20 protein-coding genes are annotated in these 25,571 nt (G+C 71.3%); 10 read left to right on the plus strand and 10 right to left on the minus strand.

Annotation, left to right across the window (positions count from 1 at the left end):
• Positions 1-43 precede the first annotated feature (43 nt).
• The gene (locus ASD62_RS13645) at positions 44-3,052 is read left to right on the plus strand and encodes a glycoside hydrolase family 38 C-terminal domain-containing protein (protein WP_056916424.1); all 3,009 of its coding nucleotides are present in this window, start codon (positions 44-46) and stop codon (positions 3,050-3,052) included.
• A gap of 144 nt (positions 3,053-3,196) precedes the next feature.
• Here the strand turns inward: ASD62_RS13645 and ASD62_RS13650 are convergent, their stop codons facing one another.
• Complete coding sequence (locus ASD62_RS13650) at positions 3,197-3,634, minus strand: phage tail protein (protein ID WP_056916425.1); 438 nt, start codon at positions 3,632-3,634, stop codon at positions 3,197-3,199.
• 413 nt (positions 3,635-4,047) lie between these two features.
• Here ASD62_RS13650 and groL point away from each other — a divergent pair, with 413 nt between their 5' ends.
• The 4 genes from groL to ASD62_RS13670 all read left to right on the plus strand — a co-directional run bounded on the left by groL (position 4,048) and on the right by ASD62_RS13670 (position 11,136).
• Positions 4,048-5,673, plus strand: a complete 1,626-nt coding sequence (gene groL, locus ASD62_RS13655) for a chaperonin GroEL (RefSeq protein WP_056916426.1) — start codon at positions 4,048-4,050, stop codon at positions 5,671-5,673.
• A gap of 237 nt (positions 5,674-5,910) precedes the next feature.
• Positions 5,911-7,611: an alkaline phosphatase D family protein gene (locus tag ASD62_RS13660; RefSeq protein ID WP_235530704.1), complete on the plus strand. Its 1,701-nt coding sequence runs from the start codon at positions 5,911-5,913 to the stop codon at positions 7,609-7,611.
• Between the two features lie 169 nt (positions 7,612-7,780).
• On the plus strand, positions 7,781-8,593 hold the full coding sequence (locus ASD62_RS13665; protein WP_082553294.1) for an ABC transporter ATP-binding protein: 813 nt from the start codon (positions 7,781-7,783) through the stop codon (positions 8,591-8,593).
• A gap of 2 nt (positions 8,594-8,595) precedes the next feature.
• Positions 8,596-11,136 carry an ABC transporter permease gene (locus ASD62_RS13670; RefSeq protein WP_056916427.1) on the plus strand — a complete coding sequence of 847 codons (2,541 nt, stop codon included), beginning with the start codon at positions 8,596-8,598 and terminating at the stop codon, positions 11,134-11,136.
• A 41-nt stretch (positions 11,137-11,177) separates the two neighbouring features.
• On the opposite strand, the gene ASD62_RS13675 is transcribed toward ASD62_RS13670, so the two are convergent.
• Both ASD62_RS13675 and ASD62_RS13680 read right to left on the minus strand, forming a co-directional pair.
• Positions 11,178-11,792 (minus strand): SHOCT domain-containing protein, encoded by a 615-nt coding sequence (locus ASD62_RS13675; RefSeq protein WP_056916428.1) that lies wholly within the window; start codon positions 11,790-11,792, stop codon positions 11,178-11,180.
• 93 nt (positions 11,793-11,885) lie between these two features.
• A complete protein-coding gene (locus ASD62_RS13680) occupies positions 11,886-12,176 on the minus strand; it encodes a WXG100 family type VII secretion target (RefSeq protein ID WP_056916429.1) in 291 nt (96 codons plus the stop codon).
• A gap of 123 nt (positions 12,177-12,299) precedes the next feature.
• Between ASD62_RS13680 and ASD62_RS19830 the strand changes: the two genes are divergently transcribed.
• Positions 12,300-13,043 (plus strand): DUF4031 domain-containing protein, encoded by a 744-nt coding sequence (locus ASD62_RS19830; RefSeq protein ID WP_082580820.1) that lies wholly within the window; start codon positions 12,300-12,302, stop codon positions 13,041-13,043.
• Positions 13,040-13,558: an NUDIX hydrolase gene (locus ASD62_RS13690; protein WP_056916430.1), complete on the plus strand. Its 519-nt coding sequence runs from the start codon at positions 13,040-13,042 to the stop codon at positions 13,556-13,558. The genes ASD62_RS19830 and ASD62_RS13690 overlap by 4 nt, the downstream gene beginning before the upstream one ends.
• An 8-nt stretch (positions 13,559-13,566) precedes the next feature.
• Here the strand turns inward: ASD62_RS13690 and ASD62_RS13695 are convergent, their stop codons facing one another.
• From ASD62_RS13695 to ASD62_RS13720, 6 genes are all read right to left on the minus strand, one after another.
• Positions 13,567-14,220 (minus strand): hypothetical protein, encoded by a 654-nt coding sequence (locus tag ASD62_RS13695; protein WP_056916431.1) that lies wholly within the window; start codon positions 14,218-14,220, stop codon positions 13,567-13,569.
• Positions 14,221-14,320: 100 nt separating this feature from the next.
• Positions 14,321-16,285, minus strand: a complete 1,965-nt coding sequence (locus ASD62_RS13700) for an AAA family ATPase (protein ID WP_235530705.1) — start codon at positions 16,283-16,285, stop codon at positions 14,321-14,323.
• Between the two features lie 122 nt (positions 16,286-16,407).
• Positions 16,408-18,015 (minus strand): trypsin-like peptidase domain-containing protein, encoded by a 1,608-nt coding sequence (locus tag ASD62_RS13705; RefSeq protein WP_235530706.1) that lies wholly within the window; start codon positions 18,013-18,015, stop codon positions 16,408-16,410.
• A gap of 52 nt (positions 18,016-18,067) precedes the next feature.
• The gene (locus ASD62_RS13710) at positions 18,068-19,555 is read right to left on the minus strand and encodes a HAMP domain-containing sensor histidine kinase (protein ID WP_235529234.1); all 1,488 of its coding nucleotides are present in this window, start codon (positions 19,553-19,555) and stop codon (positions 18,068-18,070) included.
• Positions 19,556-20,263, minus strand: coding sequence for a response regulator transcription factor (locus ASD62_RS13715; protein WP_056916432.1), 708 nt, complete (start codon positions 20,261-20,263; stop codon positions 19,556-19,558). It abuts the gene before it with no gap.
• Positions 20,264-20,350: 87 nt separating this feature from the next.
• Complete coding sequence (locus tag ASD62_RS13720) at positions 20,351-21,121, minus strand: FadR/GntR family transcriptional regulator (RefSeq protein WP_157581472.1); 771 nt, start codon at positions 21,119-21,121, stop codon at positions 20,351-20,353.
• Between the two features lie 131 nt (positions 21,122-21,252).
• Between ASD62_RS13720 and ASD62_RS13725 the strand changes: the two genes are divergently transcribed.
• The 3 genes from ASD62_RS13725 (at position 21,253) to ASD62_RS13735 (ending at position 24,628) form a co-directional block, all read left to right on the plus strand.
• Positions 21,253-22,188, plus strand: a complete 936-nt coding sequence (locus ASD62_RS13725) for a proline iminopeptidase-family hydrolase (protein WP_056916434.1) — start codon at positions 21,253-21,255, stop codon at positions 22,186-22,188.
• 83 nt (positions 22,189-22,271) lie between these two features.
• Entirely contained in the window at positions 22,272-23,693 is a 1,422-nt protein-coding gene (locus ASD62_RS13730) for an APC family permease (protein ID WP_056916435.1), read from the plus strand.
• The gene (locus ASD62_RS13735) at positions 23,690-24,628 is read left to right on the plus strand and encodes an acetamidase/formamidase family protein (protein ID WP_056916436.1); all 939 of its coding nucleotides are present in this window, start codon (positions 23,690-23,692) and stop codon (positions 24,626-24,628) included. The genes ASD62_RS13730 and ASD62_RS13735 overlap by 4 nt, the downstream gene beginning before the upstream one ends.
• Before the next feature lie 95 nt (positions 24,629-24,723).
• On the opposite strand, the gene ASD62_RS19835 is transcribed toward ASD62_RS13735, so the two are convergent.
• Complete coding sequence (locus ASD62_RS19835) at positions 24,724-25,500, minus strand: CHAP domain-containing protein (RefSeq protein ID WP_082553295.1); 777 nt, start codon at positions 25,498-25,500, stop codon at positions 24,724-24,726.
• Between the last annotated feature and the right edge of the window lie 71 nt (positions 25,501-25,571).

A 25,571-nucleotide genomic window follows, 5' to 3' on the forward strand; every position in this document is an offset into this window, starting at 1 on the left:
GCCATACCTGTCGGAACCACTCGCCCCCACGAGAAGGAGCACCATGCACGACGACCGTCGCCTCATCGAAGGACGTCTCCGCCGGACCCTGCAGCGGATCGAGGGCGCCGTGTGGTCGGCCCCGGTACCGGTCGACCTGGGCCGCTGGGACGCGCCCGGCGAGCCCGTCCCGGTCGAGGAGGGCCTCGCCGCCCCGTATGCCGCCGCGCAGGTGAACGACCGCTGGGGGCCGCCCTGGGGCACCACCTGGTGGCGGGTGCGGGCGACCGTGCCCGACACGCACGCGGGGCGACCGGTCGACCTGAGGCTCGACCTGGGGTTCGACCCGCTGCGCACCGGGTTCCACGTCGAGGGCCTCGTCTACCGGGCCGACGGCACCCCGGTGAAGGGGCTCAACCCGCGCAACCAGTGGGTGCGCGTCACCGACGAGGCGAAGGGTGGTGAGGAGGTCGAGCTGTTCGTCGAGTCGGCCTCCAACCCGCTGCTGCTGGGTGGGGGCGGGTTCGACTTCACTCCGTCCCCGCTCGGCGAGAAGGAGACGGCCGGGAGCGAACCGCTGTACTCCGTCGTGCGCGCCGAGCTCGCCGTCTTCGAGCAGGAGGTCTGGGAGCTCCAGCAGGACCTCGAGGTGCTGGGTCAGCTCGCCTCCGAGCTGCCCGGGAGCGACCCGCGCCAGTGGCAGCTGCTGCGCGCGATCGACCGGGCGTTCGACGTCCTCGACACCTCCGACATCAGCGGGTCCGCCTCGGCCGCGAGGGCGCAGCTCGCCGGGGTCCTGGCCGACCCGGCCCGCGCCAGTGCCCACCGCATCTCGGCCGTGGGCCACGCCCACATCGACTCGGCCTGGTTGTGGCCGGTGCGCGAGACCGTCCGCAAGGTCGCCCGCACCAGCTCGAACGTCCTCGCACTCATGGACGAGCACCCCGAGCTGGTCTACGCGATGTCGTCGGCCCAGCAGTTCGCGTGGCTGCGCGACCACCGGCCGGAGGTGTGGGCCGGGGTGGTCGAGCGCGTCCGTGAGGGCCGGTTCGTCCCCGTCGGCGGGATGTGGGTCGAGTCCGACACGAACATGCCCGGCGGCGAGGCGCTGGCGCGCCAGCTCAACCACGGGAAGCGCTTCTTCCTCGACGAGTTCGGCATCGAGACGCGCGAGGTGTGGCTGCCGGACTCGTTCGGGTACACCGCCGCGCTGCCGCAGCTCATCGCGCTCTCGGCGTCGCAGTGGTTCCTCACCCAGAAGATCTCCTGGAACACGACGAACCGCTTCCCGCACCACTCGTTCCGCTGGGAGGGGCTGGACGGCACGCGGATCTTCACGCACTTCCCGCCGGCCGACACCTACGGCTCGGAGGTCTCCGGCGCCGAGGTGGCGCACGCCGCCCGCAACTTCTCCGACAAGGGCGACGTGACCCGCTCGCTGCTGCCGTTCGGCTGGGGCGACGGTGGTGGCGGCCCCACCCGCGAGATGCTCGCGCGGGCTGCACGGCTGAAGGACCTGGACGGCTCGGCGCGGGTCGAGATCGAGCGGCCGGATGCGTTCTTCGAGCAGGCCCAAGCGGAGTACCCCCACGCGCCGGTCTGGGTCGGTGAGCTCTACCTCGAGATGCACCGCGGCACGTACACGTCGCAGGCGAAGACCAAGCAGGGCAACCGTCGCAGCGAGCACCTGCTGCGCGAGGCCGAGCTCTGGGCGAGCACCGCCACCGTCCGCACCGGCGCGGCATACCCGTTGGAGGAGCTGGACCGGATCTGGAAGGTGGTGCTGCTGCAGCAGTTCCACGACATCCTCCCCGGCTCCTCGATCGGGTGGGTGCACCGCGAGGCGGTCGCCAACTACGAGGCCGTGGCTGGGGAGCTCACCGCGATCATCGAAGGGGCCCAGGCGGCCCTGGCCGGGGACGGCGATGTCGACGTGGCGTTCAACGCGAGCCCGCACCCGCGCGGGGGAGTCGCCGCGCTCGGTGGCGGCCCACGCGCCGCTGACCTGGCTGAGGTGGAGGTCGCCGCCGAGGGTGACGGGTGGGTGCTGTCCAACGGGCTCGTCCGCGCGGTCGTCGACGCGCGGGGGCTGCTCACCTCCGTGGTCGACACGACCACCGGCCGGGAGGCGCTGGCCCCCGGTGCCGCCGGCAACCTGCTCCAGCTGCACCCCGACACCCCTGTCGACTTCGACGCCTGGGACGTCGACGCCTACTACCGGCGGACCTGGACCGACCTCACGGACGCCTCGTCGCTCTCGGCCGTGGACGGTGGGGTCCGTGTCGTGCGGCACTTCGGGGAGTCCACCGTCACCCAGCTCGTGACCCTGACGCCGGGCGAGGCCCGGGTCGACGTCGACACCGAGGTGGACTGGCGCGAGCGCGAGAAGATCCTCAAGGCCGGGTTCGACCTCGACGTGACGACGGAGCGCTCGACCGCCGAGGTGCAGTTCGGCCACGTCCAGCGCCCGACCCACACCAACACGTCGTGGGACGCGGCCAAGTTCGAGATCTGCGCGCACCGCTGGGTCCACGTGGGCGAGCCCGGGTACGGCGCGGCCGTCGTCAACGACTCGACCTACGGCCACGACGTCACCCGCCGCGACCGTGACGGCGGCGGCACCACGACGCAGGTCCGGCTCTCCCTGCTCCGCGCCCCGCAGAGCCCCGACCCGGTCGCCGACCTCGGGGTCCACCGCCTCCGGTATGCCGTCGTCCCCGGCGCCGGGATCGCCGACGCCATCCGCGAGGGGTACCGGATCAACCTCCCCCTGCGGACGGTCCCCGGCTCGGGAGCCGTGGTCGAGCCGCTGGTCACCGTGTCGGAGGGCTCCGCCGTCGTCGAGGCGGTCAAGCTGGCCGACGACGGGTCGGGTGACGTCGTGGTCCGGCTCTACGAGTCGCTGGGGTCCCGGAGCTCGGCCACCGTGCTGGCAGGGTTCGAGTTCGGTGGGGTGGAGGCGGTCGACCTGCTCGAGCGCCCGCTGCCGACTCCGGGCGTCGAGGCCGTCGACGGTGGCGTGGGGCTCGCCCTGCGCCCGTTCCAGGTGGTCACCCTGCGCTTCACCCGCTGACTCCGGTCCGCTCGCTGTCCCCACGCCCAACGCCCCACGCCTCGACTGCAGCAACCTCTGCTAGCAGAGGTTGCTGCAGTACGGGCAGGGAGCAACCTGTGCCCACGGCAGCAGCCTCTGCTGGGTCGAGCAGGTGCCTCGAGGTCAGGCGTCGGCGTCCATCGCGTCGAAGGCCAGCTCGACCGTCTCCAGCACCACGTCGCTGGACGACGCGTCGAGCGGGGTGAGCCGGTGGACGACGGGGAACGCGTTGCGGAACCGCCAGGTCAGCGCCAGCGAACCCGTCGCGTCGACCAGCCGCACGGCGACGTCGCGGTCGACCGACGGGTCGCCGTCACGGGCGGACGTCCACCAGTGCCAGAGCTCCAGGTCGTTCGTCAGGCCCCGCGTGAGCACGAGGTGGGAGTAGTGCGAGAGCCCCGGGGCCTTGCGGGAGGCTGACGTCCTGTCGGTGCCGGAGCGATGGGCGACCTCGTCGACCACCGCCTGGGGCAGCTCGACGCGGGAGAACGAGGAGCTCACGAGTCCGTCGATCTCGACCTGGAAGTTCGAGCCCTCGAACGGCTCGGGTGGCGCTGCCATGGCTCAGGCTCCCACCAGGACCCGGCCCCGCGCCATACCCCTCCCGCCACCGTCCGCCGACGGTGCGTGCTCACGGTGACGGCTGCGTCGTCCACGCGAATCGAGGGCGCGACGGCCGGTGATCGCAGTGACGCCATCCGGCTCCCGACCCGGGGTCCGGACCACCGCACGCCGTCACTGTGAGCGGTTCGCGGGGCCGGTGTGGTCGAGGTGTCCCGGGACTGGGTCGAGGCGTTTGCACTCTCGGGGGGAGAGTGCCAATAATGGCGTTAGCACTCTCACCATGAGAGTGACAATCATGGCCTCAAAGTGAGGTCCGGGGAACGTGTGCGACGTGAGCCGCCGGAACCGGGCCGTCCGTCGCGGGCACGGCGAGGCCGCCACACACGATTCGCGTGGGAGGAACCACCCGAATGGCCAAGATCATCGCATTCGATGAAGAGGCACGTCGCGGTCTCGAGCGGGGCATGAACATCCTCGCCGACGCCGTCCGCGTCACCCTCGGCCCGAAGGGCCGCAACGTCGTCCTCGAGAAGAAGTGGGGCGCCCCCACGATCACCAACGATGGCGTGTCCATCGCCAAGGAGATCGAGCTCGACGACCCGTACGAGAAGATCGGTGCCGAGCTCGTCAAGGAGGTCGCCAAGAAGACCGACGACGTCGCTGGCGACGGCACCACCACCGCCACCGTCCTCGCCCAGGCCCTCGTCAAGGAGGGTCTGCGCAACGTCGCGGCAGGCGCCAACCCGATGGCCCTCAAGCGCGGGATCGAGAAGGCCGTCGAGGCCGTCTCCGCCCAGCTGCTCGAGATGGCCAAGGACGTCGAGACCAAGGAGCAGATCGCTTCGACGGCCTCGATCTCCGCTGCTGACCCCCTGATCGGCGAGATGATCGCCGAGGCCATGGACAAGGTCGGCAAGGAAGGCGTCATCACCGTCGAGGAGAGCAACACCTTCGGCCTCGAGCTCGAGCTCACCGAGGGCATGCGCTTCGACAAGGGCTACATCAGCCACTACTTCGTGACTGACACCGAGCGCATGGAGGCCGTGCTCGAGGACCCCTACGTCCTCGTCGTGAACTCCAAGATCTCCGGCATCAAGGACCTGCTGCCCCTCCTCGAGAAGGTCATGCAGTCCGGCAAGCCGCTGCTCATCATCGCCGAGGACGTCGACGGCGAAGCGCTGTCGACCCTGGTGGTCAACAAGATCCGTGGCACCTTCAAGTCCGTCGCCGTCAAGGCCCCAGGCTTCGGCGACCGTCGCAAGGCCATGCTGGCCGACATCGCGATCCTCACCGGTGGCCAGGTCATCTCCGAGGAGGTCGGCCTCAAGCTCGACACCGCGGAGCTCGACCTGCTCGGCCGCGCGCGCAAGGTCGTCGTCACCAAGGACGAGACCACGATCGTCGAGGGTTCGGGCGACGCCGACCAGATCCAGGGTCGCGTCAACCAGATCCGCGCCGAGATCGACAAGTCGGACAGCGACTACGACCGCGAGAAGCTGCAGGAGCGCCTGGCCAAGCTGGCCGGCGGCGTTGCAGTCATCAAGGCCGGTGCCGCGACCGAGGTCGAGCTCAAGGAGCGCAAGCACCGCATCGAGGACGCCGTGCGCAACGCCAAGGCTGCTGTCGAGGAGGGGATCGTCGCCGGTGGTGGCGTGGCCCTGCTCCAGGCGACCAAGGCCGCGTTCGAGAAGCTCGAGCTCGAGGGTGACGAGGCCACCGGCGCGAACATCGTCCGCGTCGCCGCGTCCGCTCCGCTCAAGCAGATCGCGATCAACGCCGGCCTCGAGGGCGGCGTCGTCTCCGAGAAGGTCTCCAACCTGCCTGCGGGCTGGGGCCTCAACGCTGCGAGCGGCGAGTACGTCGACCTCATCGCCGCGGGCATCATCGACCCGGCGAAGGTGACGCGTTCCGCGCTGCAGAACGCCGCGTCGATCGCTGCGCTGTTCCTCACCACCGAGGCCGTCATCGCGGACAAGCCCGAGAAGGCTGCCGCTGCGGCTCCCGGTGGCGACGAGATGGGCGGCATGGGCTTCTGAGCCCAGCTCCTCACCGAGTCACCAGCACGACACGGAGGGCGGTTCCCCGAGAGGGAGCCGCCCTTCGGCGTGAGCCGACATGTCGCTTCGGCGTGAGCCGACATGTCGCAGCGGCGTGGGCGCCGCGGGTGCCCCGACGGCACGGTATGGCGCCATACCGCGCCATACCGTGCGGGGCTGGTCGTCCGCCCAGGGGTTTGCCACCCACGGCACAGTCGGTGCGTGTAGAAACGGTGCGTGCCCGAACTCGACGCGACCCCGCTCACGCTTGGCCCCCTGCTGCGCCACGTGGCGGAGACGAGCGCGACCGTGTGGGTGCAGACGCGGGACGCGGCGACAGTGACGGTGCGGGCGTTCGACCGGTCGTGGGATGCGCCGACGTTCGCCGCGCACGGCCACCACTACGCCCTGGTCGTCCTCGACGGCCTCGAGCCGGGGGCCACGAGCGAGTACACCGTCGACGTCGACGGGTCCCAGGTCTGGCCGTCCACGGCCGAGCCGGAGGGGTCGCTCGCCGCCACGCTCCCAGCCAGCCGGATCACGACGCTGCTCCGCAGCGAGCCGACGCGGATGGCGTTCGGCTCGTGCCGCACGAGCGTGCCCCACGACGCCGAGGGCAACAAGAGCAACGGGGTCGACGCGCTGCGTGCCTACGCCCACCACCTCCGGGGCGCGGACCCGGCTCACTGGCCGCACCTCGTGGTCTTCCTGGGCGACCAGGTCTACGCCGACGAGACCTCGGAGGAGATGCGCGAGTTCATCGCCGCCCGGCGCAGCCTCGACGAGCCGCCGGGCGAGGAGCTCAAGGACTACGTGGAGTACGCGCACCTCTACCGGCTCGCGTGGTCCGACCCCCTCAACCGCTGGCTGCTGTCGACGCTGCCGAGCGCGATGATCTTCGACGACCACGACATCCGCGACGACTGGAACACCTCGCAGGACTGGCACCGGGAGATGAACCGCAAGCCGTGGTGGCACGACCGCATCGTCGGCGGCCTCGCGTCGTACTGGGTCTACCAGCACGTCGGCAACCTCAGTCCCGAGGGCCTCGCGGACGACGAGGTGTGGCAGCTCATCGCCCGGCACGCGGAGTCGGGAGCCGAGGGCGAGCTCGACCTCACCGAGGTGCTCGACACCTTCGCCGAACGCGTCGACAAGCATCCCGAGACCTACCGCTGGAGCTACTCCCGCGACCTCGGCGACTCCAGGCTCGTCGTGGTGGACAGCCGCGCCGCCCGGCTGCTCGAGCCGGACCGCCGCTCGATCCTCGACGACGACGAGATGGCCTGGCTCGACGGTGAGCTGCGCGGCGACGTCGACCACCTGTTCATCGGCACCTCGCTGCCGTTCCTCATGGCCCAGGGGATCCACGACCTCGAGGCGATCAACGAGGCGATGGCCACCGGTGCCTGGGGTCCGCGGGTCGCGACGTGGGGCGAGAAGATGCGCCGCGCGCTCGACCTCGAGCACTGGGCGGCGTTCCAGGACGGCTTCGCCAAGGTGCTCGCCATGGTGGTGGAGGTCGCGGAGGGCAAGCGGGGTCGGGCCCCGGGAACGATCACCTTCCTCTCGGGCGACGTGCACAACTCCTACGTCACCGAGATCGAGCCGGGTCAGCTCCCCGCCGGCTCGAGCCGGATCATCCAGGCGGTCTGCTCCCCGATCCGCAACCCCCTGCCGCGCCAGGCCCGCATCGCCCAGGCCATGCTGGGTAAGGGCCTGGCCCGCCCGCTCAAGCTGCTGGTGCGCCGCACGCCGAAGGTGCCCAACGCGCCCTACGACTGGCCGATGACCGAAGGACCGTGGTTCGACAACAACCTCGCGACCCTCGAGGTCCGGGGGCGCGGCCTCGTCATGCGCTGGGACATGGGGGTCGTGCGGGGCGAGCGGTATGACGCGCCGGACCTCGAGCAGGTGGCTCGCGTCGTCATCAGCTGACGGTTCGTCCCGGTGCGGACGGGATGCGGGTGGTTTGTCTCCGGGCTGCTGACGGTCCGGCTCAGGGTCGGGTCAGGGGCGGCTCGGGGTCTCACCCGAGGGTGGAGCATTGTGGGTGTCCCTAGCGTTGTCATCCGTGAGAACCACCACCATGAGCCCGGGAGCCCCGATGACCGCCACGCCCTCGTCCGACACCACCCGTGTGGCCAGCGACGGGTCGACCCGCGCACCGGCGGCCCGGGTCCGCGACCTGAGCAAGGTCTACGGCAAGGGCGAGGCCCAGGTCCGCGCCCTCGACGGCGTGAGCCTCGACATCGCCGCAGGGGAGTTCACGGCGATCATGGGGCCGTCGGGGTCGGGCAAGTCGACGCTGATGCACTGCGCGGCGGGGCTCGACGCGGCCACGGCCGGTGAGGTCTACATCGGGGACGTCGACATCACCCAGCTCAAGGACAAGGCCCTGACGACCCTGCGGCGCGACCGGGTCGGGTTCGTCTTCCAGTCCTTCAACCTCATCCCGACCCTCAACGCCGAGGAGAACATCCTCCTGCCGCTGGCGATCGCGGGGCGCAAGGCCGACCCGCAGTGGTTCGACCTGGTCATCGAGACGGTGGGGCTGCGCGACCGCCTCACCCACCGGCCCAACGAGCTGTCCGGCGGTCAGCAGCAGCGCGTCGCCTGTGCCCGCGCGCTGGTGAGCAAGCCCGAGATCGTGTTCGCCGACGAACCGACCGGCAACCTCGACTCGACGTCGGGCGCCGAGGTACTGGGGTTCCTGCGGCGCAGTGTCGACGAGTTCGGCCAGACGATCGTCATGGTGACCCACGACCCGGTGGCCGCGGCCCACACCGACCGCGTCGTCTTCCTCGCCGACGGCGTCGTGGTCGACGAGATGCGCGAGCCCACCGCCGAGAAGATCCTCGAGCGGATGAAGAAGCTCGACACCCGGCTGCAGTCCCCGGCCGTGTCCTCGGGAGCCTGACCGTGCTGCGCGCCAGCTGGAAGAGCCTGCTCGGCCGCAAGCTGCGGCTGTTCATGAGTGCCTTCGCGATCATCCTCGGCGTCTCGTTCGTCTCGGGCTCGTTCATCTTCACGGACACCCTGGGCAAGGCGTTCGACGGCATCGTCAACACCGTGGGCGACGTGGTCGTCAGGCCCGAGAGCGCGAGCTCCGACTTCGACTCCGGTCCCACGGCGAAGACCGTCCCGGCGTCCCTCGTCGACTCGCTGAAGGGGCTGCCGGGGGTGGCCCGTGCCGACGGGAACGTCAGCGACCCGACGACCTTCGTCATCTCCAGCAAGGGCAAGATCATCGGCGGCGGGGGCCCGCCCGGACTCGGCCTGAGCTACAACGACGCCCCGACGTCCGCCGGTGACCCGCCGGCCACGTTGTCCCAGGGCCGTTGGCCGAAGGGGAGCGGCGAGGTCGTGCTCGACTCCGGCACCGCCAAGCGCGCCGGGTACGTCATGGGCGACACGGTGCGGCTCGTCACCAGCGGCGCCCAGCCCATCGTCACCGCGAAGCTCGTCGGCATCGCCGAGTTCAAGGGCGGCACCGTCGGGGCGACGCTGGCGTTCTTCGACACCGCGACGGCGCAGCAGCTCTACTACGGCGGCAAGGCCCAGTTCACCGATGCGTGGGTCACGGCCACCGACGGCACCAGCGCGGAGGACCTCGCCAAGACCGTGCAGGCCAAGCTCCCTGCGGGGTTCGAGGCGGTCACCGGCAAGGCGGTCGCGAAGGAGTCCGCGACCGGCATCAACAAGGCGCTGAGCTTCATCAACATCTTCCTGCTGGTCTTCGCCGGGATCGCCCTGTTCGTCGGCTCGTTCCTCATCATCAACACCTTCTCGATCCTCGTCGCGCAGCGCAGTCGCGAGCTCGCCATGCTGCGGGCCCTCGGCGCGGGTCGTCGGCAGGTGACGCGGTCGGTGCTGTTCGAGGCGTTCGTCGTGGGCCTGTTCGGGTCGACCGTCGGGCTCGGCTGCGGCTTCCTGCTCGCGATCGGCATCCAGACCCTGTTCGCCCAGTTCGGCCTCGACCTCAGCGGGTCCCCCCTCGTCTTCCAGCCGAGCACCGCCCTCATCGCGTATGGCGTCGGGATGGTCGTGACGATGCTGGCCGCCTACCTGCCCGCTCGCCGCGCCGGTGCGATGCCGCCGGTGGCCGCGATGCGCGACGACGTGGCCATGCCCGAGTCGACCCTGCACCGCCGCGTCTGGGTCGGCGCAGCGTTCTTCGTGGCCGGTCTCGTCTGCACCTGGCTCGGGTCGTTCACCACGATCGACAACGGCGCCTACTGGGTGGGCGGCGGTGTGCTCGGTCTCGTCCTCGCCGCCATCCTCACCTCGCCGGTGATCGGGCGACCGGTCATCGCCGGGCTCGGCTGGGTCTACCGGCGGCTGTTCGGGTCGGTCGGCCTGATGGCCGAGCAGAACGCCACCCGGAACCCCCGCCGCACCGCAGCCACGGCCTCGGCGCTGATGATCGGCCTGACCCTCGTGGCGATGATGTCCGTGTTCGGTGCGTCGGCCAAGGCCAGTGTCGACAAGTCGATCAGCTCGACGTTCGCCGCCGACTACGTGGTGTCGAACGCGGTCGGCCAGCCGTTCTCGCCGGCCGTGACCAAGGACGTCGCAGCGGTCCCGGGTGTCGCCACCGTGAGCCCGCTGCGCTACCTGCCGGTGTCGCTCGACGGGGACCGCGGCTTCGCGGCCGCGATCGACCCGGGGTCGTTCGGCAAGGCGGTTCCCCTCGAGTTCGCCGCCGGCTCGCTCGACAAGCTCACGAACCGGTCGGTCCTGGTCTCCGAGAACCGCGCCAAGCAGCAGAAGCTCTCGGTCGGCAGCACGGTCAAGGGCGAGGTCGCCGGCCAGCAGGCGGACTACACGGTCGGCGGCATCTTCGTCACGTCAGCGTCGGTGCCCAACTCCATCCTCATCACCCTGGACACAGCCAACGCGGCAGGCGTCCCGAACCAGGACAGCGTGGCGTTCGTGGTGCGGGACAAGCACGCGAACCCGGCGGCCGTGGAGGCGGCGATCGAGAAGGTCATCGCCGATGTGCCGACGGTGACGCTCAAGGACCAGGACGCGTTCGCCGCCGAGCAGCGCAAGCCGATCGACCAGCTCCTCTACATCATCTACGCGTTGCTCGGCCTGGCCGTGATCATCGCCATCCTCGGGATCATCAACACCCTGGCGCTGTCGGTGATCGAGCGCACCAGGGAGATCGGGCTGCTGCGCGCCGTCGGCCTGAGCCGGCGGCAGCTGCGGACGATGCTGCGGCTGGAGTCCGTGGCGATCGCCCTGCTCGGGGCCGTCCTCGGCGTCGTGCTCGGGCTCGTCGCCGGCTGGGCCCTCCAGCGCAGCCTCGCCGACGACGGGATCGACGTGCTCGCCATCCCGGGGCTGCAGCTCGCGGTCTTCGTGGTGCTGGCCGGTGTCGTCGGCGTGCTCGCGGCGCTGTGGCCGGGACGTCGCGCCGCTCGCCTGGACGTGCTGCGTGCCATCACCACGGAGTAGCGCTCGCGCGCGTCAGGTCAGGGCAGCTCGGCCTGGTCAGGTCAGGGATTGATCAGGCGCGCCTTGAGGGTGTCGTACTCCGCCCGACTGATGTCCCCGTTGGCGAGCAGCCGTGCCAGGTCGGTGAGTCCGGCCACGGGGTCCGGCCGCACGGCCGCGGTGGGCGTCGGTGGAGGCGGCGCCGCCACGGGGACCATCCGGGCTCTGTGGTTGGCGATGCCCGTGTTGATCATCCCGCTCAACCGCTTGGCGTCGTGCATCCGGTTCTCGGTCTGGTTCGTCGTCACGCCCTCGCTGCGCCTGACGACGCAGGTGCCGTAGTTGAGCACGAAGCCGAAGAACCCGTGTCGGTAGGAGGACTCGAAGAGCGCCGGCCAGGGGTTGTGCCAGTCGAGGGCCTTCCACGGGAGGATGCCGCCCCTGATCCGCAACCCCTCGGGGAGCACCGTCCAGGTGACGCTGTGCAGGTAGGCGACGCGGTACGCGCCACGAACCAGGACGGCGACGACCAGCAGCGTGACGAACGTCTTGGCGCCTCCGGACAGGCCCGCAGCGACCAGGCCGAGGAAACCGGCCAGCAGCACCGTCCCCACGATCGTGTAGAGGTACGCGATCAGGCTCTTGCGGAAGACCACGCCGCCGGAAGTCGTCGTCATGGTCGCACCCTAGGACCGGCTCCGGAGGGAGGCATCGGCCGATCTGCGTGGACCATTACCGCAATCCACCCCCTCCGGACACCTCGGCCGGCGTCAGCTGAACATCCGCAGGGTCTGCGCCTCCGTCTCCGCGTACTGCACGCCCGCGGCGGCCAGCACGCCGCCGATCGAGTCGAGCGAGGCACGCACCTGGCGCTGGGTGCCCTGCCACTCGGTGACGAGGGCCTGGAACCGTGCCGACGCGGTGCCGGTCCACGCGCCCTGCAGGCCGTTGAGCCGGGCCATCATCGCGGTCACCTGGCCGTCGATCTCGCTCGAGATGCGGGCGATGTCGCCCGACGCTGCCTGGATCTGGCCGGTGTCCACCTGGAACTGTGCGCTCATGACCGTCCTCCTCACGGGTCGTCGGTGCCTCCGTGGCACCACTGTCCGGCGAGGCTAGGCGCAACGCGCGTACCGCCCGCGGGCTTTTCCACAGGCCTGCCCGTCGCGGGGTAGCGTCGGGTCGTGACCATCTGGATCGACCCGCCCGCGTGGCCGGCCCACGGACGGCTCTGGTCCCACCTGGTCAGCGACGCGTCATACGACGAGCTGCACGACTTCGCTGTCGCGCAAGGGATCCCGCGCCGTGGCTTCGAGGGTGACCACTACGACGTGCCCGAGGAGCGGTATGCCGCGCTCGTGGCGGCGGGTGCGCAGGAGGTGCCCGGCAAGGAGATCGTCCGCATCCTCCAGCGCAGCGGTCTGCGGATCCAGAAACGCAAGTACGAGAAGGTGATTCGCTCGATTCCGGAGGCGTTGTGCCTGCCACCCGGGTCGCGTGCCGACATCATCACGTCACGCCAGCCCGAGCCACCGGCGAACACGGTCGTGGTGCGTCTCGCACTCCTGCGCGGTCCGGACCTGCTCGTCCTCGAACGCCTCACCGGTGGGCTCGACCTGCCGTCGGCCCCCGTCGGGAGCCTGGACCCGCGCGATGCGCTGGGGCGGCTGCTCAACGTGGTCGTCGGTGAGCAGACCGCTGTGGCACCGCAGCTGCTCGGCTACGTGCGCAACACCGTCCCCGACCCAGACGCCGACTACCCGTGGCCGGTGCCGAAGGCCTGCTTCGCCGTCTGGCACGCGGAGCTGGGCCGGGTCGAGCTGGACACCGGCGTGGGGCAGTGGATCCGGCGCGACCGGGCGGCGGAGTCGCTGACGGACCGGCACTGGTGGCCGCTCGTGGCGCACCTGGACGAGGTGCCGCGATGAGCCGTGGGGCGACCAGCCGTTCGGTGCGCCTCGACGACGTCGTGTTCACGGACGGGTCGGTGTCGCACGTGGTGCTGACGACCACTCCGGACCCGGCGCCCGAGGAGGCCGTCTTCGCCGCCATGGTCGTGCTCCGCGACGCCCACGGCCGCTACGCCGTGACGTGGAGCCCCCGCCGACGTGAGTGGGGACCGCCCGGCGGGGCGCGTGAGGACGGCGAGTCAGTCGTCGAGTGCGTGGTCCGTGAGGTGGCCGAGGAGATCGGCCTCGATCTCGACCCGTCGACGCTGGTCCCGGTGGGGCACGAGGCCTTCGAACCGGTCACCCCCGGACGCTGGCCGAGGGAGGGCGGCTACCTGCAGCTGTATGCCGCCGACTGGCCTGCCGCGGGGCCCGCCCTCGTGGCGCGGGAGGCGGACTCGCTCGATCCGGAGTGGGTGGAGGCGGCCGAGTTCCGGGCCCGTGCGGGGGCGCAGTTCTGGTGGCCGGTCGTTCAGGGCGTCCTGCGCGACTGACGGGCGCCTCAGCTGCCGGTGAGGACGGCCAGCTCGCGCACCAGGTTGCTCCTCGCCCGTTCCTCCCACAGGTGCCGGGCGGTCTGCGTCGCGTAGATCGACTCCCGCTCGAGGAACGGGCGCAGGATCGCCGCGCGGCCCGCACGGAAGGCGTCGTCGGGCACGGCCGCATACTCGGCCCGCACCTGGGCCGTGTAGTCGTCGTAGCGTTCGTCGCCGGACCCGAGGATCCACAGGTCCGCGTCGTGGAAGGCCGCCGGGAGGCCACCGTCCCTCAGGTCGTGGCCGACGGTCGCGAGGACGAGGTCGCGGACCGTGTCCACGTCGTCGGACGGCAGCCCGAGGGCACGCAGGTCGCGCACGGCGAGGTCGGCGCTGTCGGCCTCGTTCGCGCCGGCCGGTGCCGACGGGTCGTAGACGGCGTCGTGGAACCAGCCTGCGAGGCGGCCCAGCACCCCCTCGCGCGAGGTGGTCTCCCCGCCCTCCTCGAGGTCCTCCAGCGCCCAGATGACCTCGACCAGGTGGCGGGTGTCGTGGTAGCCGCGGTGCGGTTCGGTCCAGCGCCGCATGAGGTCGGTGCCGATGGCCATCACCGCGTCGTCGTGCGCGCCGGGGGCGATCTCGGCGAGGTCGAGCTTCCACCAGGTGATGAGGGCAGGCACGATGTCGAGTGTCCCAGAGCCGGGTCCGCACGAGCGGCGGACGCGGCGGTGGGTCAGGTCCCGTCCAGCGCAGAGGGGAGGGGTTCGGCGTGCACGACGGTCAGGGCCGACACGGCTCTGGTGAGGACGACGTAGAGACGCCGCAGGCCGGTGCGCTCGTCCGGCTCGGCCGCAGCGATCGCCGCCGGCTCGAGGACGACGACCCGGTCGAACTCGAGCCCCTTGGCGACCGTGGCCGGCACCACGTCGACCTGGTGCTCGATGTCGCCGTGGTCCTGACCGAGGACTCCGTGCTCGATTCCCTTGTCCTGCAGTGACTTCGACACGCGGTCGGCCCAGGCATCCGGCACGATGACGCCGATGGAGCCGGGCTCCTCGACCTCGCTCCCGACGACCCGGGCGACCGAGGCGAGGAGGTCGTCGGCCTCGACCGCGAGGACGTCGAGACGCCCCGGGTTGCACGCACCGACACCGGCGCCCCGAGACCGGCGGCCATGTGCGGGAGGAGCTGCGCGGCATACTCGATCACGCTGGCGGGCACACGGAAACCCCGGTCGAGCACCTCGATGTGGCTCCCCGGCTTGCCGAGGTGGGCGAGCGAGGACTCCCACGAGTCCGTGGCCCACGGGGTGGTGCCCTGGGCGATGTCGCCGAGCACGGTCGCGGCGCCCGTCGAGCAGCGACGCCCCACCGCTCGCAGCTGCATCGGCGACAGGTCCTGCGCCTCGTCGAGGACGACGTGCCCGAGGGACGGGGTCCTGGAGATGTGGTCGGTGAGCTCGTCGAGCAGGACGGTGTCGGGTCGCGACCACCGGGCAGATCCCTTGCTGCGTGGGGGTTTCTCCCACACCAGCAACGCCTGCTCCTCCTCGGTGAGGTGGTCCGCCGCGTGCCGCGCGAGCTCGCCCGGGTCGGAGAGCAGCGAGAACAGCACCGCCTTGGCATCGAGCGCGGGCCAGACGGAGGCGACGTACTTCTTGACGATCGGGCTGCGGGCCACCGTGTCCTGCACCCGGTCGTCGGGGGAGTCGCCGGCCTGCTCCATCTGCAGCAGGACGGCGTGGGCCAGGCGCTGCGGCAGCATCTGGCGGGCTGTGTCGTAACGGACCCCGCGGGTGCGGAGCTCCGCGAGGATCTCGTTGACCTCGTATGCCGGGACGCGCCACTTGCGGACGCCGCGCGGGACGACGAGGGCCTCGGTCGCAGGCTGTACCTGCGACCAGACCGCTGCCCGCAGCACCTCCGCCAGCCGGGCGTCGCCCTTGAGGACCGCGGTCGCCGTGGAGTCGGTGCCGCGCACCGGGACGGAGGCGACGAGCTCCTCGATCGTCGTGTGGCCGACCGCCACCTCGCCGAGGGCGGGCAGCACCGCGCCGATGTGCTCGAGGAACGCGCGGTTGGGGCCGATGACCAGGACGCCGGAACGGGCCAGCTTGTCGCGGAACGCGTAGAGGAGCCAGGCCGCCCGGTGCAGGCCGACTGCGGTCTTGCCCGTGCCGGGGGCGCCCTGGACGCAGATGGTCTGCTCCGCTCCCGCGCGGACGATCTCGTCCTGCTCGGGCTGGATGGTCGCGACGATGTCGCGCATCGGGCCGACGCGGGGGCGCTCGATCTCCTCGGCGAGGATCTGGCTGCGCACCTCGTGCTCGGCGCGGTCCTGCAGGTGCTCGTCCTCGTAGGCGGTGATCGCGCCACGGTCCAAGCCGAACCGTCGCCGCAGCACCACACCCATCGGCTCGGTGCGCGAGGCACGGTAGAAGGCGGTCGACATCCCGGCGCGCCAGTCGATGACGAGCGGGTCGCCGTGGTCGTCGGCGACGTGGCGACGGCCGACGTACCAGCGTTCGTCGCTGTCCGTGTCGATCCGCCCGAAGAACAACGTGGTCGACGGGTCGTCCTGCAGGGACGCCGCGCGCAGGTGCAGGGTCCGCGCCAGGTGCTCGGCCGAGATCGGGTCGTGGGCCTGCACCTTGAGCGAGAGGGTCTGCTCCCGCATCCGGGCCAGGGCCGCTCGAGCGGTGCTGAGGTGGTCCTGCTCTCGCTTCAGCTCGGGGGAGGCAGACACAAGGGTCCACAATGCCACCGCAGCGTCCGTCGGGCGAACGAATTGCGTCCCCTGACGCGGTCGGGGGCGGTAGGGGAGCTCTCGCTCACCCTCCCGCCCCCGAAGCCGGGACGCGATCCCGGTTACTGCGTCGTGCCGGACTTGGCCACGAGGGTGGCGGTCAGGTCGAGCTGCTTGCCACCGCGCAGGACCGTGAGGGCGACCTTGTCGCCGACGGCCCGCTCGCGGATGGTGGCGACCAGGGCGAGGGCCGAGTCGACCCGCTCACCGTCGACCGCGACGACGACGTCACCCTTCTGCAGGCCGGCCTGGGCGGCGGGCGTGTTCGCCGTCAGCGCCGACACCTCGGCGCCGGCTCGCTGGCTGGTGCCGTCGGAGGCCGTCCCGTCGGCCAGGCTCACGCCGAGGAACGCGTGCTCCGCGGTGCCCTTGTCGATGAGCTGGGTGGCGATCGACTTGGCCTCGTTGGCCGGGATGGCGAAGCCGATGCCGATGCTGCCGCTCTGGGAGGAACCGCTCGACGACCCGAGGCTGGCGATGGCCGAGTTGATGCCCACCAGCTGCCCGGAGGCGTTGACGAGGGCGCCGCCGGAGTTGCCGGGGTTGATGGCGGCGGACGTCTGGATGGCGTTGGTCACGACGTCGTTCCCGCCGGTCTGCGTCTGCGGCGCCTGGCCCTGGCCGAACGGGTTCTGCTGCTGGCTGTTGTCGTCCTCTGCCGCGGTGGTCACGGGGCGGTTGAGGGCGCTGACGATGCCGGTGGTCACGGTGCCGGCGAGCCCGAGCGGGTTGCCGATCGCCATGACCGGATCGCCGACCTTGATGGCGTCCGAGTTGCCGATGGCGATGGGGGTGAGGTTGCTCGGCGGGTTCGTCAGGGTGATGACGGCCAGGTCCGTGGTCGGGTCGGTCCCGGCGACCGTGGCGGAGTACGTCCGGCCGTCGTTGAGGGTCACCGTGAGCTTGGCGTTCTGCCCGGCGCCGGCGACGACGTGGTTGTTCGTGAGGATGTGGCCCTTGCCGTCGATGACCACGCCCGAGCCCTGGCCCTCGCTCGAGCCCGACGCCACGGTGATCGAGACGACGCTCGGGGAGACCGCGGCCGCGGTGGCCGTCCAGTTGGGGTTCGTCGCATCCGCCTGCACCACCGGCGCAGCGTCTGCGCCGCGGCCCAGGGTCGACGAGGACGCAGTGGAGGAGGACTGCGTCCCGTCGGTGAGCTGGGCCGCGGCGTAGGTGCCGCCGCTCGCGAGGAGGGCGGCGAGCGCCGCGACGGCGGTGAGTTCCGTCCATCGGCGCCGATTGCCCGGCTGGGCAGGCTCTGCTCCATCCCGTGTGTGCGCGGGAGGGGGCGGCCCAGCCGGTGGCTGTGCGGTCGGGGGGTATGCGGTGTGGTCGCCGGTGCCGTACGGCCCGAAGGCGCCGGAACCACCGGGGGCGCCGGGCGTCGCGCTGTCGCGGGAGAACGACTGCGTCTGGCCGAACCAGACGGGGGCGGTGTCGTCGGGCCGGGCGAACGGCTCGGTGGGCGGCTGCGGGGTCGATGCCTGCGCGGGGGACTCCTGGGCCGGGGCGATCGGCGGCTGCTGCATCGGGGCGAGCGGCAGCTGCTCGCCGGGCTGGGTGCCGGAGTCCTGGAAGACGGGGCCGGTCGAGCCAGCGTGCTGCTGGGGAGGCTGGCCGCCCTCACCGGTCGTGCCCGGCTGGGTGTCCTGGTGGATCTGGGTCATGGCTCTCGCACTCCTTGGTGTGGCTTGGTGACCTCAGTCAACACACCCGAAGTCAAGGAGTACTGGGCGCCGGCTGGGAGTTTGCTGTGGGCATCTGCACCACGAACGTGGCACCGCCACCGGGCGTCTGGGCGACACCGATGCGGCCGTCGTGACCGGCGACGATCGCGGCGGCGATGGCCAGGCCGAGGCCGTTGCCGCCACCGCTGCCTCGCCCGCGCGAGGGGTCCGCGCGGAAGAACCGCTCGAACACCTTCTTGGCCTGGTCGGGATCGACACCGGGGCCGTGGTCGCGGACCTCGACGACGGCGAGGCCGTCGGAGCGCCGTACACCCACCGCCACCTCGATCGGGGTGCCGGCCGGGGTGTGGCCCAGGGCGTTGGACAGCAGGTTGGCCAGGAGCTGGCGCAGCTTCGAGTCGTCGCCGCGCACCACCGTCGGGCCCATCGGTCCGTCGAGGCCGGTGACCGTCACGGGACGGTGCGTGTCGATGGCCCGCGCGTCCTGGGCCGCGTCGGCAGCCAGCACCGTGAGGTCGACGTCGTCCATCTTCAGGGGGCGCTGGTCGTCGAGGCGCGCCAGCATCAGCAGGTCCTCGACCAGCCCACCCATCCGGCTGGCCTCGCCCTCGATGCGCGACATGGCGCTCGCGACGTCGGTCGGTTCACGGACCGCACCCTGCCGGTACAGCTCGGCGTAGCCGCGGACCGCGGCGAGAGGGGTGCGCAGCTCGTGCGAGGCGTCCGCGACGAACTGCCGCATCCGCTCCTCGGACTGCTCCCGCTGGGAGAAGGACTGCTCGATCTGGGCGAGCATGACGTTGAGCGAGCGGGAGAGCGAGGTCACCTCGTCCTTGGCCGTCCGCGTCGGGATGCGCCTCGTCAGGTCGCCCGCGGCGATGGCGGACGCCGTGTCCTCGATCTGGCGCAGCGGGCGGAAGGCGCGGTGCACGGCATACCAACCGCCGGCGGCGCAGGCGAGGAGCACGCCCATGCCGATGAGCAGCTCGACCAGCACGAGCTTGTGCACGGTCCGGTCGACGGTGCGCAGCGGTACGGCGACGACGACCACGGCCTCGCTGCCGCGCAGCGTGCCCGCGATGGCCCGCCACTTCAGCTCGCCCTCCTTCGAGGCGATGGTGAAGGGGTCGCCGGTGCGGACCTGGGGGCTGTCGACGGTGAGCGACGGGACGGCGGGGTGCATCGGTTCGCCGATGGGGTTGGCGGCGATGGGGGCGCGGCCGTCGTTGGGCAGCACGACGAAGGCGTAGCCGTTCGGTATGCCCTCGCTGATCGCGCTGCCGAGGTCGTTGAAGGCCTGTTTCGCGACGGGGTCGGCGGCGAGCCGCAGCTGCTGGTCGACCCGGCTCACGAGGTCGCGCCGCATGAGGACAGCGGTCGCGGAGGCCGTGAGCGTCAGGGCGAGGAGCAGCAGCACGAGCATGACGGCGATGAGGCGCAGCCGCAGCGGCAGCGCCTCCAGCCGGCGGGACGCCCGGGCCAGCGCGCGCTGGTGCCTGGGCTGGACTGCCGGGTCCACCTACGCCTCCGGTGGCTTGCGCAGGACGTACCCGACCCCGCGCTTGGTGTGGATCAGCGGCGGCAGGCCCTCGGTGTCGATCTTGCGACGCAGGTAGGAGATGTAGGACTCCACGATGCCGCTCTCACCGCGGAAGTCGTAGTCCCACACGTGGTCGAGGATCTGGGCCTTCGACAGCACGCGGTTGGGGTTGAGCATGAGGTAGCGCAGGAGCTTGAACTCGGTGGGCGACACGTCGATCGAGCGGGTGCCGCGGCGGACCTCGTGCGAGTCCTCGTCGAGCTCGAGGTCCTCGAACCGCAGCGCCGACGACTCGTCCACCTCGCCACGGGTCCGCCGCAGCACGGCGCGGATCCGGGCCACGACCTCCTCGAGGCTGAACGGCTTGGTGACGTAGTCGTCGCCCCCGACCGTGAGGCCCTTGACCTTGTCGTCGAGGGAGTCGCGCGCCGTGACGAAGACGATCGGCAGCTGGCGGCCCGTGTCACGCAGCTTGCGCGTCACGGTGAACCCGTCCATGTCCGGGAGCATCACGTCCAGGACGACCAGGTCCGGCTCGTGGGCGGTGGCGAGGTTGAGGGCGGTCGCCCCGTCGGCGGCCACGTGCACCTCGAAGCCCGCGAACCTCAGGGAGGTCGCAAGCAGCTCGCGGATGTTGGGTTCGTCCTCGACGACGAGCAGGCGGGCTTCGGGTTCGACGCTGGTCACGGTCCCAGTGTCCGGGTGGAGTCTGGGAGTTGCCTGTATGCCGACTGGGCGCGTCGTCCGCCCGGTCGCCCTGCCGCCGTGGCCGGTTCAGCTGGACCGGGCCACGGCCTTGCGCAGCCCCGCTTGCATGGACTCGAGGGTCAGGGAGAAGTGGGCCTGGGCGCAGCGCCCCGCCCCGTCGGCGTCGCCGAGGACGACGTGGCGGACCAGCTCGGCGTGCTCGGAGCGGGCCTGGGCGAGGAACTCCGGGGCGTAGGGCTCGGCGCCGAACCCGAGGGTGGCCGCGGCGGTCAGCCGAGCGCTCAGCAGGCTCAGGTGCGGGTTGCGGGCCGCCGCGGTGATGAGCCCGTGGATCCGGTGGTCGACGGCCCTGGCCTCGATCATCCCCTCGACCCGGTCGAACTCCGCCAGCGCCGCGTTCAGCTCGGCGACGTCCTCGGCGGTGCGTCGCTCAGCGGCGGTCCGCGCGATCATCCCCTCGACGAGGCAACGGAAGTCGAACAGGTCGCGCAGCCGCGGCAGCTCGACCTCGAGGGTGCGACGGGCCACCTGCGGCGCCACCTCGCTCCAGTCGACGGTGGACACGAACGTGCCACCGCCGCGTCCCCGGCGGGCCTCGACCAGGCCGAGCTCGGAGACCTGGCGCAGCGCCTCGCGCAGGGTCACGCGGGAGACTCCGAGCGAGGAGGCGAGCTCTCGCTCCGGGGGCAGGCGCTCCCCGGGGGAGTAGGCGCCGACGGCGATGGCGGTGACGAGCCGGTCGGCGAGCGAGGCGGTCATGCTCACGCGGAGCGGGTCGAGACCCCCTGCCGCGCCCCCTCCGCCCGCGGCCCCCAGAAGCTCTGCGCCCTCGTCCACGCGGGGAGTCTACGGGTCGGGGTCCGGCCGCCCGTCTCGTCACCCGATCAAAGGTATTGTCACCAGACCATTTCTGCGGTTGAGTGTCGCGGTCGCCCGCAGGGGCGTCCCAGGACCAGCCGAGGAGACCTGTGAACCAGACAGCCGTCCGCGCCATACCCGAGCCGAGCCGGACCGGGACGGTGCCCTTCCGGGGTCACGAGACGTGGTTCCGCGTCACGGGCGACCTCGACGCGCTGCGCCCCGACGCGCCGCGGGCGCCCCTCGTGGTGCTGCACGGGGGGCCCGGGGTCGCGCACGACTACACCCTCGCGATGACGGCGCTCGCCGGCGACGGGCGTGCGGTCGTCCACTACGACCAGCTCGGCTGCGGCCTGAGCACCCACCTGCCCGACGCAGACCCCGCCTCCTGGACCGTGGAGCTCTTCATCGAGGAGCTGCGCGCCGTCGTGGACCACCTCGGCATCGGCGACCGGTTCCACCTGCTCGGCCAGTCGTGGGGAGGCATGCTCGCCAGCGAGGTGCTGCTCGCCGACCCGCACGGTGTCGCGAGCCTGAGCATCTGCGACAGCCCCGCGTCGATGGCCCTCTGGCTCGAGGCGGCGGCCACCTTGCGCGCCGAGCTCCCCGAGGAGGTCCAGGCGGCGCTGCTGCGGCACGAGGAGGCCGGCACCACGGACAGCCCGGAGTATGCCGCCGCGATGAAGGTCTTCTACGACCGCCACGTCTGCCGCGTGGTGCCCAACCCGCCGGAGGTGCTCGCGTCCTTCGCCCAGCTCGAGGCCGACCCGACGGTCTACCACACCATGAACGGGCCGTCGGAGTTCCACGTCGTGGGCACGCTCAAGGACTGGACCGTGGTCGACCGCCTCCCGGGCATCACCGCGCCGACGCTCGTGGTCAGCGGTGCGCACGACGAGGCGATGCCGATCGTGTGGCAGCCCTTCGTCGACCGCATCCCGGGTGCCCGCTCGCACGTGTTCGCGCAGTCCAGCCACATGCCGCACGTCGAGGAGCCCGAGTGGTTCACCGCCGTGGTCGGCGCCTTCCTGCGCGAGCACGACTGAGACAGCACGACCACCGGCCCCCGTCCCACCGTCCCCCGTCCACGTCCCCCGTCCACGTCCCACCCCTTCCCCCGAGGAGCGTCGTGAGCAGCACCCATGACACCGAGCTCGCCGAGTTCGGTTACCGCCAAGAGCTGAACCGCACCCTGTCCACCACGGACCTGATCATCTACGGGCTCGTCTTCATGGTGCCCATCGCGCCGTGGGCGATCTTCGGCGTGGTCTACAACGAGTCGAAGGGCATGGTGCCCCTCGTCTACCTCATCGGCCTGGTGGCGATGATCTTCACCGCCATGTCGTACGCGCAGATGTCGCGCGCCTTCCCGATCGCCGGGTCCGTGTACTCGTACGTCGGTCGGGGGCTCAACCCCAAGCTGGGCTTCCTCGCGGGCTGGACGATCCTGCTCGACTACCTTCTCGTCCCGACCCTGCTCTACGTGTTCGCCGCCGAGTCGATGGCCGGGATCTTCCCCGACATCCCGAAGGCGCTGTGGATCGTGCTCTTCCTCGTCGTCAACACCGGCGTGAACTACATCGGCATCTCGTTCACGGCCATCGTCAACCGGCTCTTCCTCGCGGCCGAGCTGCTCTTCGTCGTGATCTTCGTCGTCATGGCCGTGGTCGCCATCGCCCGCGGGACGAGCGGTGCCCGGTTCACCACGGCGCCGCTCTTCGACTCCGGCGACTTCACCCCGGGCCTGGTCGCGACCGCGCTGTCCATCGCGGTGCTGAGCTTCCTCGGGTTCGACGGCATCGCGACCCTCTCGGAGGAGGCCAAGGGCGGACGCAAGGCGGCGGGCCTGGCCATGGTGGTCGGGCTCGTCCTCGTCGCGTTCTTCTTCGTCTCCCAGACCTGGCTCGCGGCGATGCTCGTGCCGGACACGCAGCAGTTCGGCGACGACGAGGTCAACAACGCCTTCTTCGGCATCGTCGAACAGGTGAGCAGCCACGGGTGGCAGGTCGCCTTCCTCGCCATGAACGCCCTGGCCGTCGGCATCGCCAACGCCGTCGCCGCCCAGAGCGCCACCTCACGGCTCCTGTTCTCGATGAGCCGTGACGGGCGGCTGCCCGGCTTCCTTGCCCACGTCAACAGCCGCACCAGGGTGCCCGAGCGCGCGATCCTGCTCGTCGGTGGCCTCACCCTCGTCACCGGGCTGTTCTTCGTCGGACAGGTCGGCCTGATCTCGTCGCTGGTCAACTTCGGCGCGCTCACGAGCTTCCTGCTCCTGCACGTGTCCGTCGTGTCCTGGTACGGCGTGCGGAAGCATTCGCGCAACGTGTTCCTGCACTGGGTCTCCCCGGTGCTGGGCTTCGCGGTGATCGGCTACGTCCTGTGGAACGCCGAGGCGGCCGCCAAGATCGGCGGGCTCGTCTGGCTGGCGATCGGCTGCCTCGTCCTCGCGTGGTACACCACGCACGACCGGGGCATCCTGCCCGAGCACGCCGCGGACGGGCCTGCGGCGCGGGACCAGTCCGTCGAGGCCCCGAGGGGAGGACGGGCATGAGCGAGCACCTGCTGACCAGAGACCAGGGGCGGCCGGGGCTGTCGGCCGCCGATGAGTCGGTGCTTCGGGTCGCGGCCGGGGGCGGTGACCGCATCACCTTCGAGACCGACGACACGGCATACGCCCAGATGGAGCAGTGGCGCGACCTCGCCAAGGTGACGGCGCCCCTGAACCCGGTCACCGGACCGGTGTTCGTCGAGGGTGCGGAGCCCGGCGACGCGCTCGCCGTCACCATCGAGGACATCACCTTCGGCGACTTCGGCTGGTCGGTGTACATCCCGGGCGCGGGCGCGCTCGCGGGACCGATGGGCGAGGAGTGGTTCGTGCGTCGGATCCCGTTGCGCGACGGGCGGGTCCAGCTCACCGACGGCCTCGACTGCCCCGCTGCTCCCATGGTCGGCTGCGTCATGGTTGCCCCCGCCGACGGCGACCTCTCGACGGTCATGCCCAGCTACCCCACCGGCGGCAACATGGATCTCACCGACGCCGCCCCGGGGTCGACGGTCTACCTGCCCGTCCAGGTGCCGGGGGCGCTGCTGTCGCTCGGCGACCTGCACGCCGTGATGAGCAGGGGGGAGTCGTCGTTCGTGGCCATCGAGGCGGCCGGCCGCGTCACGGTGACCGTGGACGTCGTCAAGGGGCTGGGCGCCCGGCTGCGCGCACCGCGGGTCGACACCGGTCGTGAGCTGGTCTGCGTCGGTCTCGGCGACCCCGTCCAGGACTCGATCGACATGGCCTACGAGTCGCTCTTCTCGGTGCTCGTGGACGAGCGCGGGGTGAGTCGTGAGGACGCCTACGTCGTGATGAGCGCGCTGGCCCACACCGAGCTCGGCGGCCCGACGGGGTCGGTGGCTCCCGACCCGCTGCACCCCTTCCGCCCGGTGGGGGCCGTCACCCTGGCGCGGATCGCGCACGAGGTCCTCGACGCGCTCTGAGCCCGGCGGGTGGCCGACGCGGCGGCGCCCTCCCGTCGCAGGGAGGGCGCCGCGCTCGTGCGGGTCAGGGGTGTGACCACCCCGGAGGGGTCGGCTCAGAAGCGGATGAAGGAGTCGAACTGGCCGTGCGCCGAACCGCGGCTGACCGTGCGGGTGCCGTAGTGCTCCGGGTGCGACCAGTTGTACTCCTCCACGACGAACGTGCCGTTGGCGTTGACCTTCGCGACGTAGGCGACGTGGCCGAAGCTGCCGGCGTCGCTCTGGGCGATGTCACCCACGTGCGGGCGGCTGCTCACGGTCACACCGGCGGCGCGGGCCGCGTCGTCCCAGTGGTTGGCGTTGCCCCAGTGCTGGCCCTTGTAGGAGTTGGTGAAGCCGACGTGCTTGACCGAGCGGGCGCGGAACGCGGCGAACGACGTGCACTGGCCCTTGTAGAAGTTCCAGGGGTCGACGCCCGACGTCTGGCCGCTGTACGGGTAGTTGTTGCCGATGACCCCGCTCGGGGTGCTCGGGGCCGGGGCGGAGCCGCCGCACTTCGGGGCGACGCGGCCGTCGGAGCCGGTGTAGATGTAGGCGTCGGAGACGAACCGGCCGGTGCCGATCTTGTCCCAGATGTTCGAGGTGCCGTAGGTGCCCTTGACCGTGCTGCCCGTGGTCTGGCAGATGATGTTGACCTTGGCGCCCTTCTTCACGGTCCCGACCTTGGCGTAGCCGGTGCCGGGGCCCTTGCGGACGGACAGGCTGGCGCCGGACGTCTTCACGGTGCCGGTCGCGGCGTCGGCGGCGAGGGCGATGCCCCCGGCGAGGCCCAGGCCGGCGACGGAGGCGACGGCGAAGCGGACGGGCTTGCGGGTCATGACGGTGCTGAGCATTGCGGTGATCCCCTCGGTAGTGGTGCCCGGCCACCTCGGCCCGGCTGCAGAACCGAAGGTAGGAGCGGGGG

It is taken from the genome of Phycicoccus sp. Root563, from assembly GCF_001427915.1.
In the GTDB taxonomy this organism is placed as follows: domain Bacteria; phylum Actinomycetota; class Actinomycetes; order Actinomycetales; family Dermatophilaceae; genus Pedococcus.

What these genes read in the sequence shown, in the direction of transcription:
- ASD62_RS13675 (WP_056916428.1), bottom strand. Translation starts at nt 11,792, where the DNA reads ATGACGACGACTTCCGGCGGCGTGGTCTTCCGCAAGAGCCTGATCGCG.
- ASD62_RS13705 (WP_235530706.1), bottom strand. Translation starts at nt 18,015, where the DNA reads ATGACCCAGATCCACCAGGACACCCAGCCGGGCACGACCGGTGAGGGC.
- ASD62_RS13680 (WP_056916429.1), bottom strand. Translation starts at nt 12,176, where the DNA reads ATGAGCGCACAGTTCCAGGTGGACACCGGCCAGATCCAGGCAGCGTCG.
- ASD62_RS13735 (WP_056916436.1), top strand. Translation starts at nt 23,690, where the DNA reads ATGAGCGAGCACCTGCTGACCAGAGACCAGGGGCGGCCGGGGCTGTCG.
- ASD62_RS19835 (WP_082553295.1), bottom strand. Translation starts at nt 25,500, where the DNA reads ATGCTCAGCACCGTCATGACCCGCAAGCCCGTCCGCTTCGCCGTCGCC.
- ASD62_RS13690 (WP_056916430.1), top strand. Translation starts at nt 13,040, where the DNA reads ATGAGCCGTGGGGCGACCAGCCGTTCGGTGCGCCTCGACGACGTCGTG.
- ASD62_RS13665 (WP_082553294.1), top strand. Translation starts at nt 7,781, where the DNA reads ATGACCGCCACGCCCTCGTCCGACACCACCCGTGTGGCCAGCGACGGG.
- ASD62_RS13645 (WP_056916424.1), top strand. Translation starts at nt 44, where the DNA reads ATGCACGACGACCGTCGCCTCATCGAAGGACGTCTCCGCCGGACCCTG.
- groL (WP_056916426.1), top strand. Translation starts at nt 4,048, where the DNA reads ATGGCCAAGATCATCGCATTCGATGAAGAGGCACGTCGCGGTCTCGAG.
- ASD62_RS13650 (WP_056916425.1), bottom strand. Translation starts at nt 3,634, where the DNA reads ATGGCAGCGCCACCCGAGCCGTTCGAGGGCTCGAACTTCCAGGTCGAG.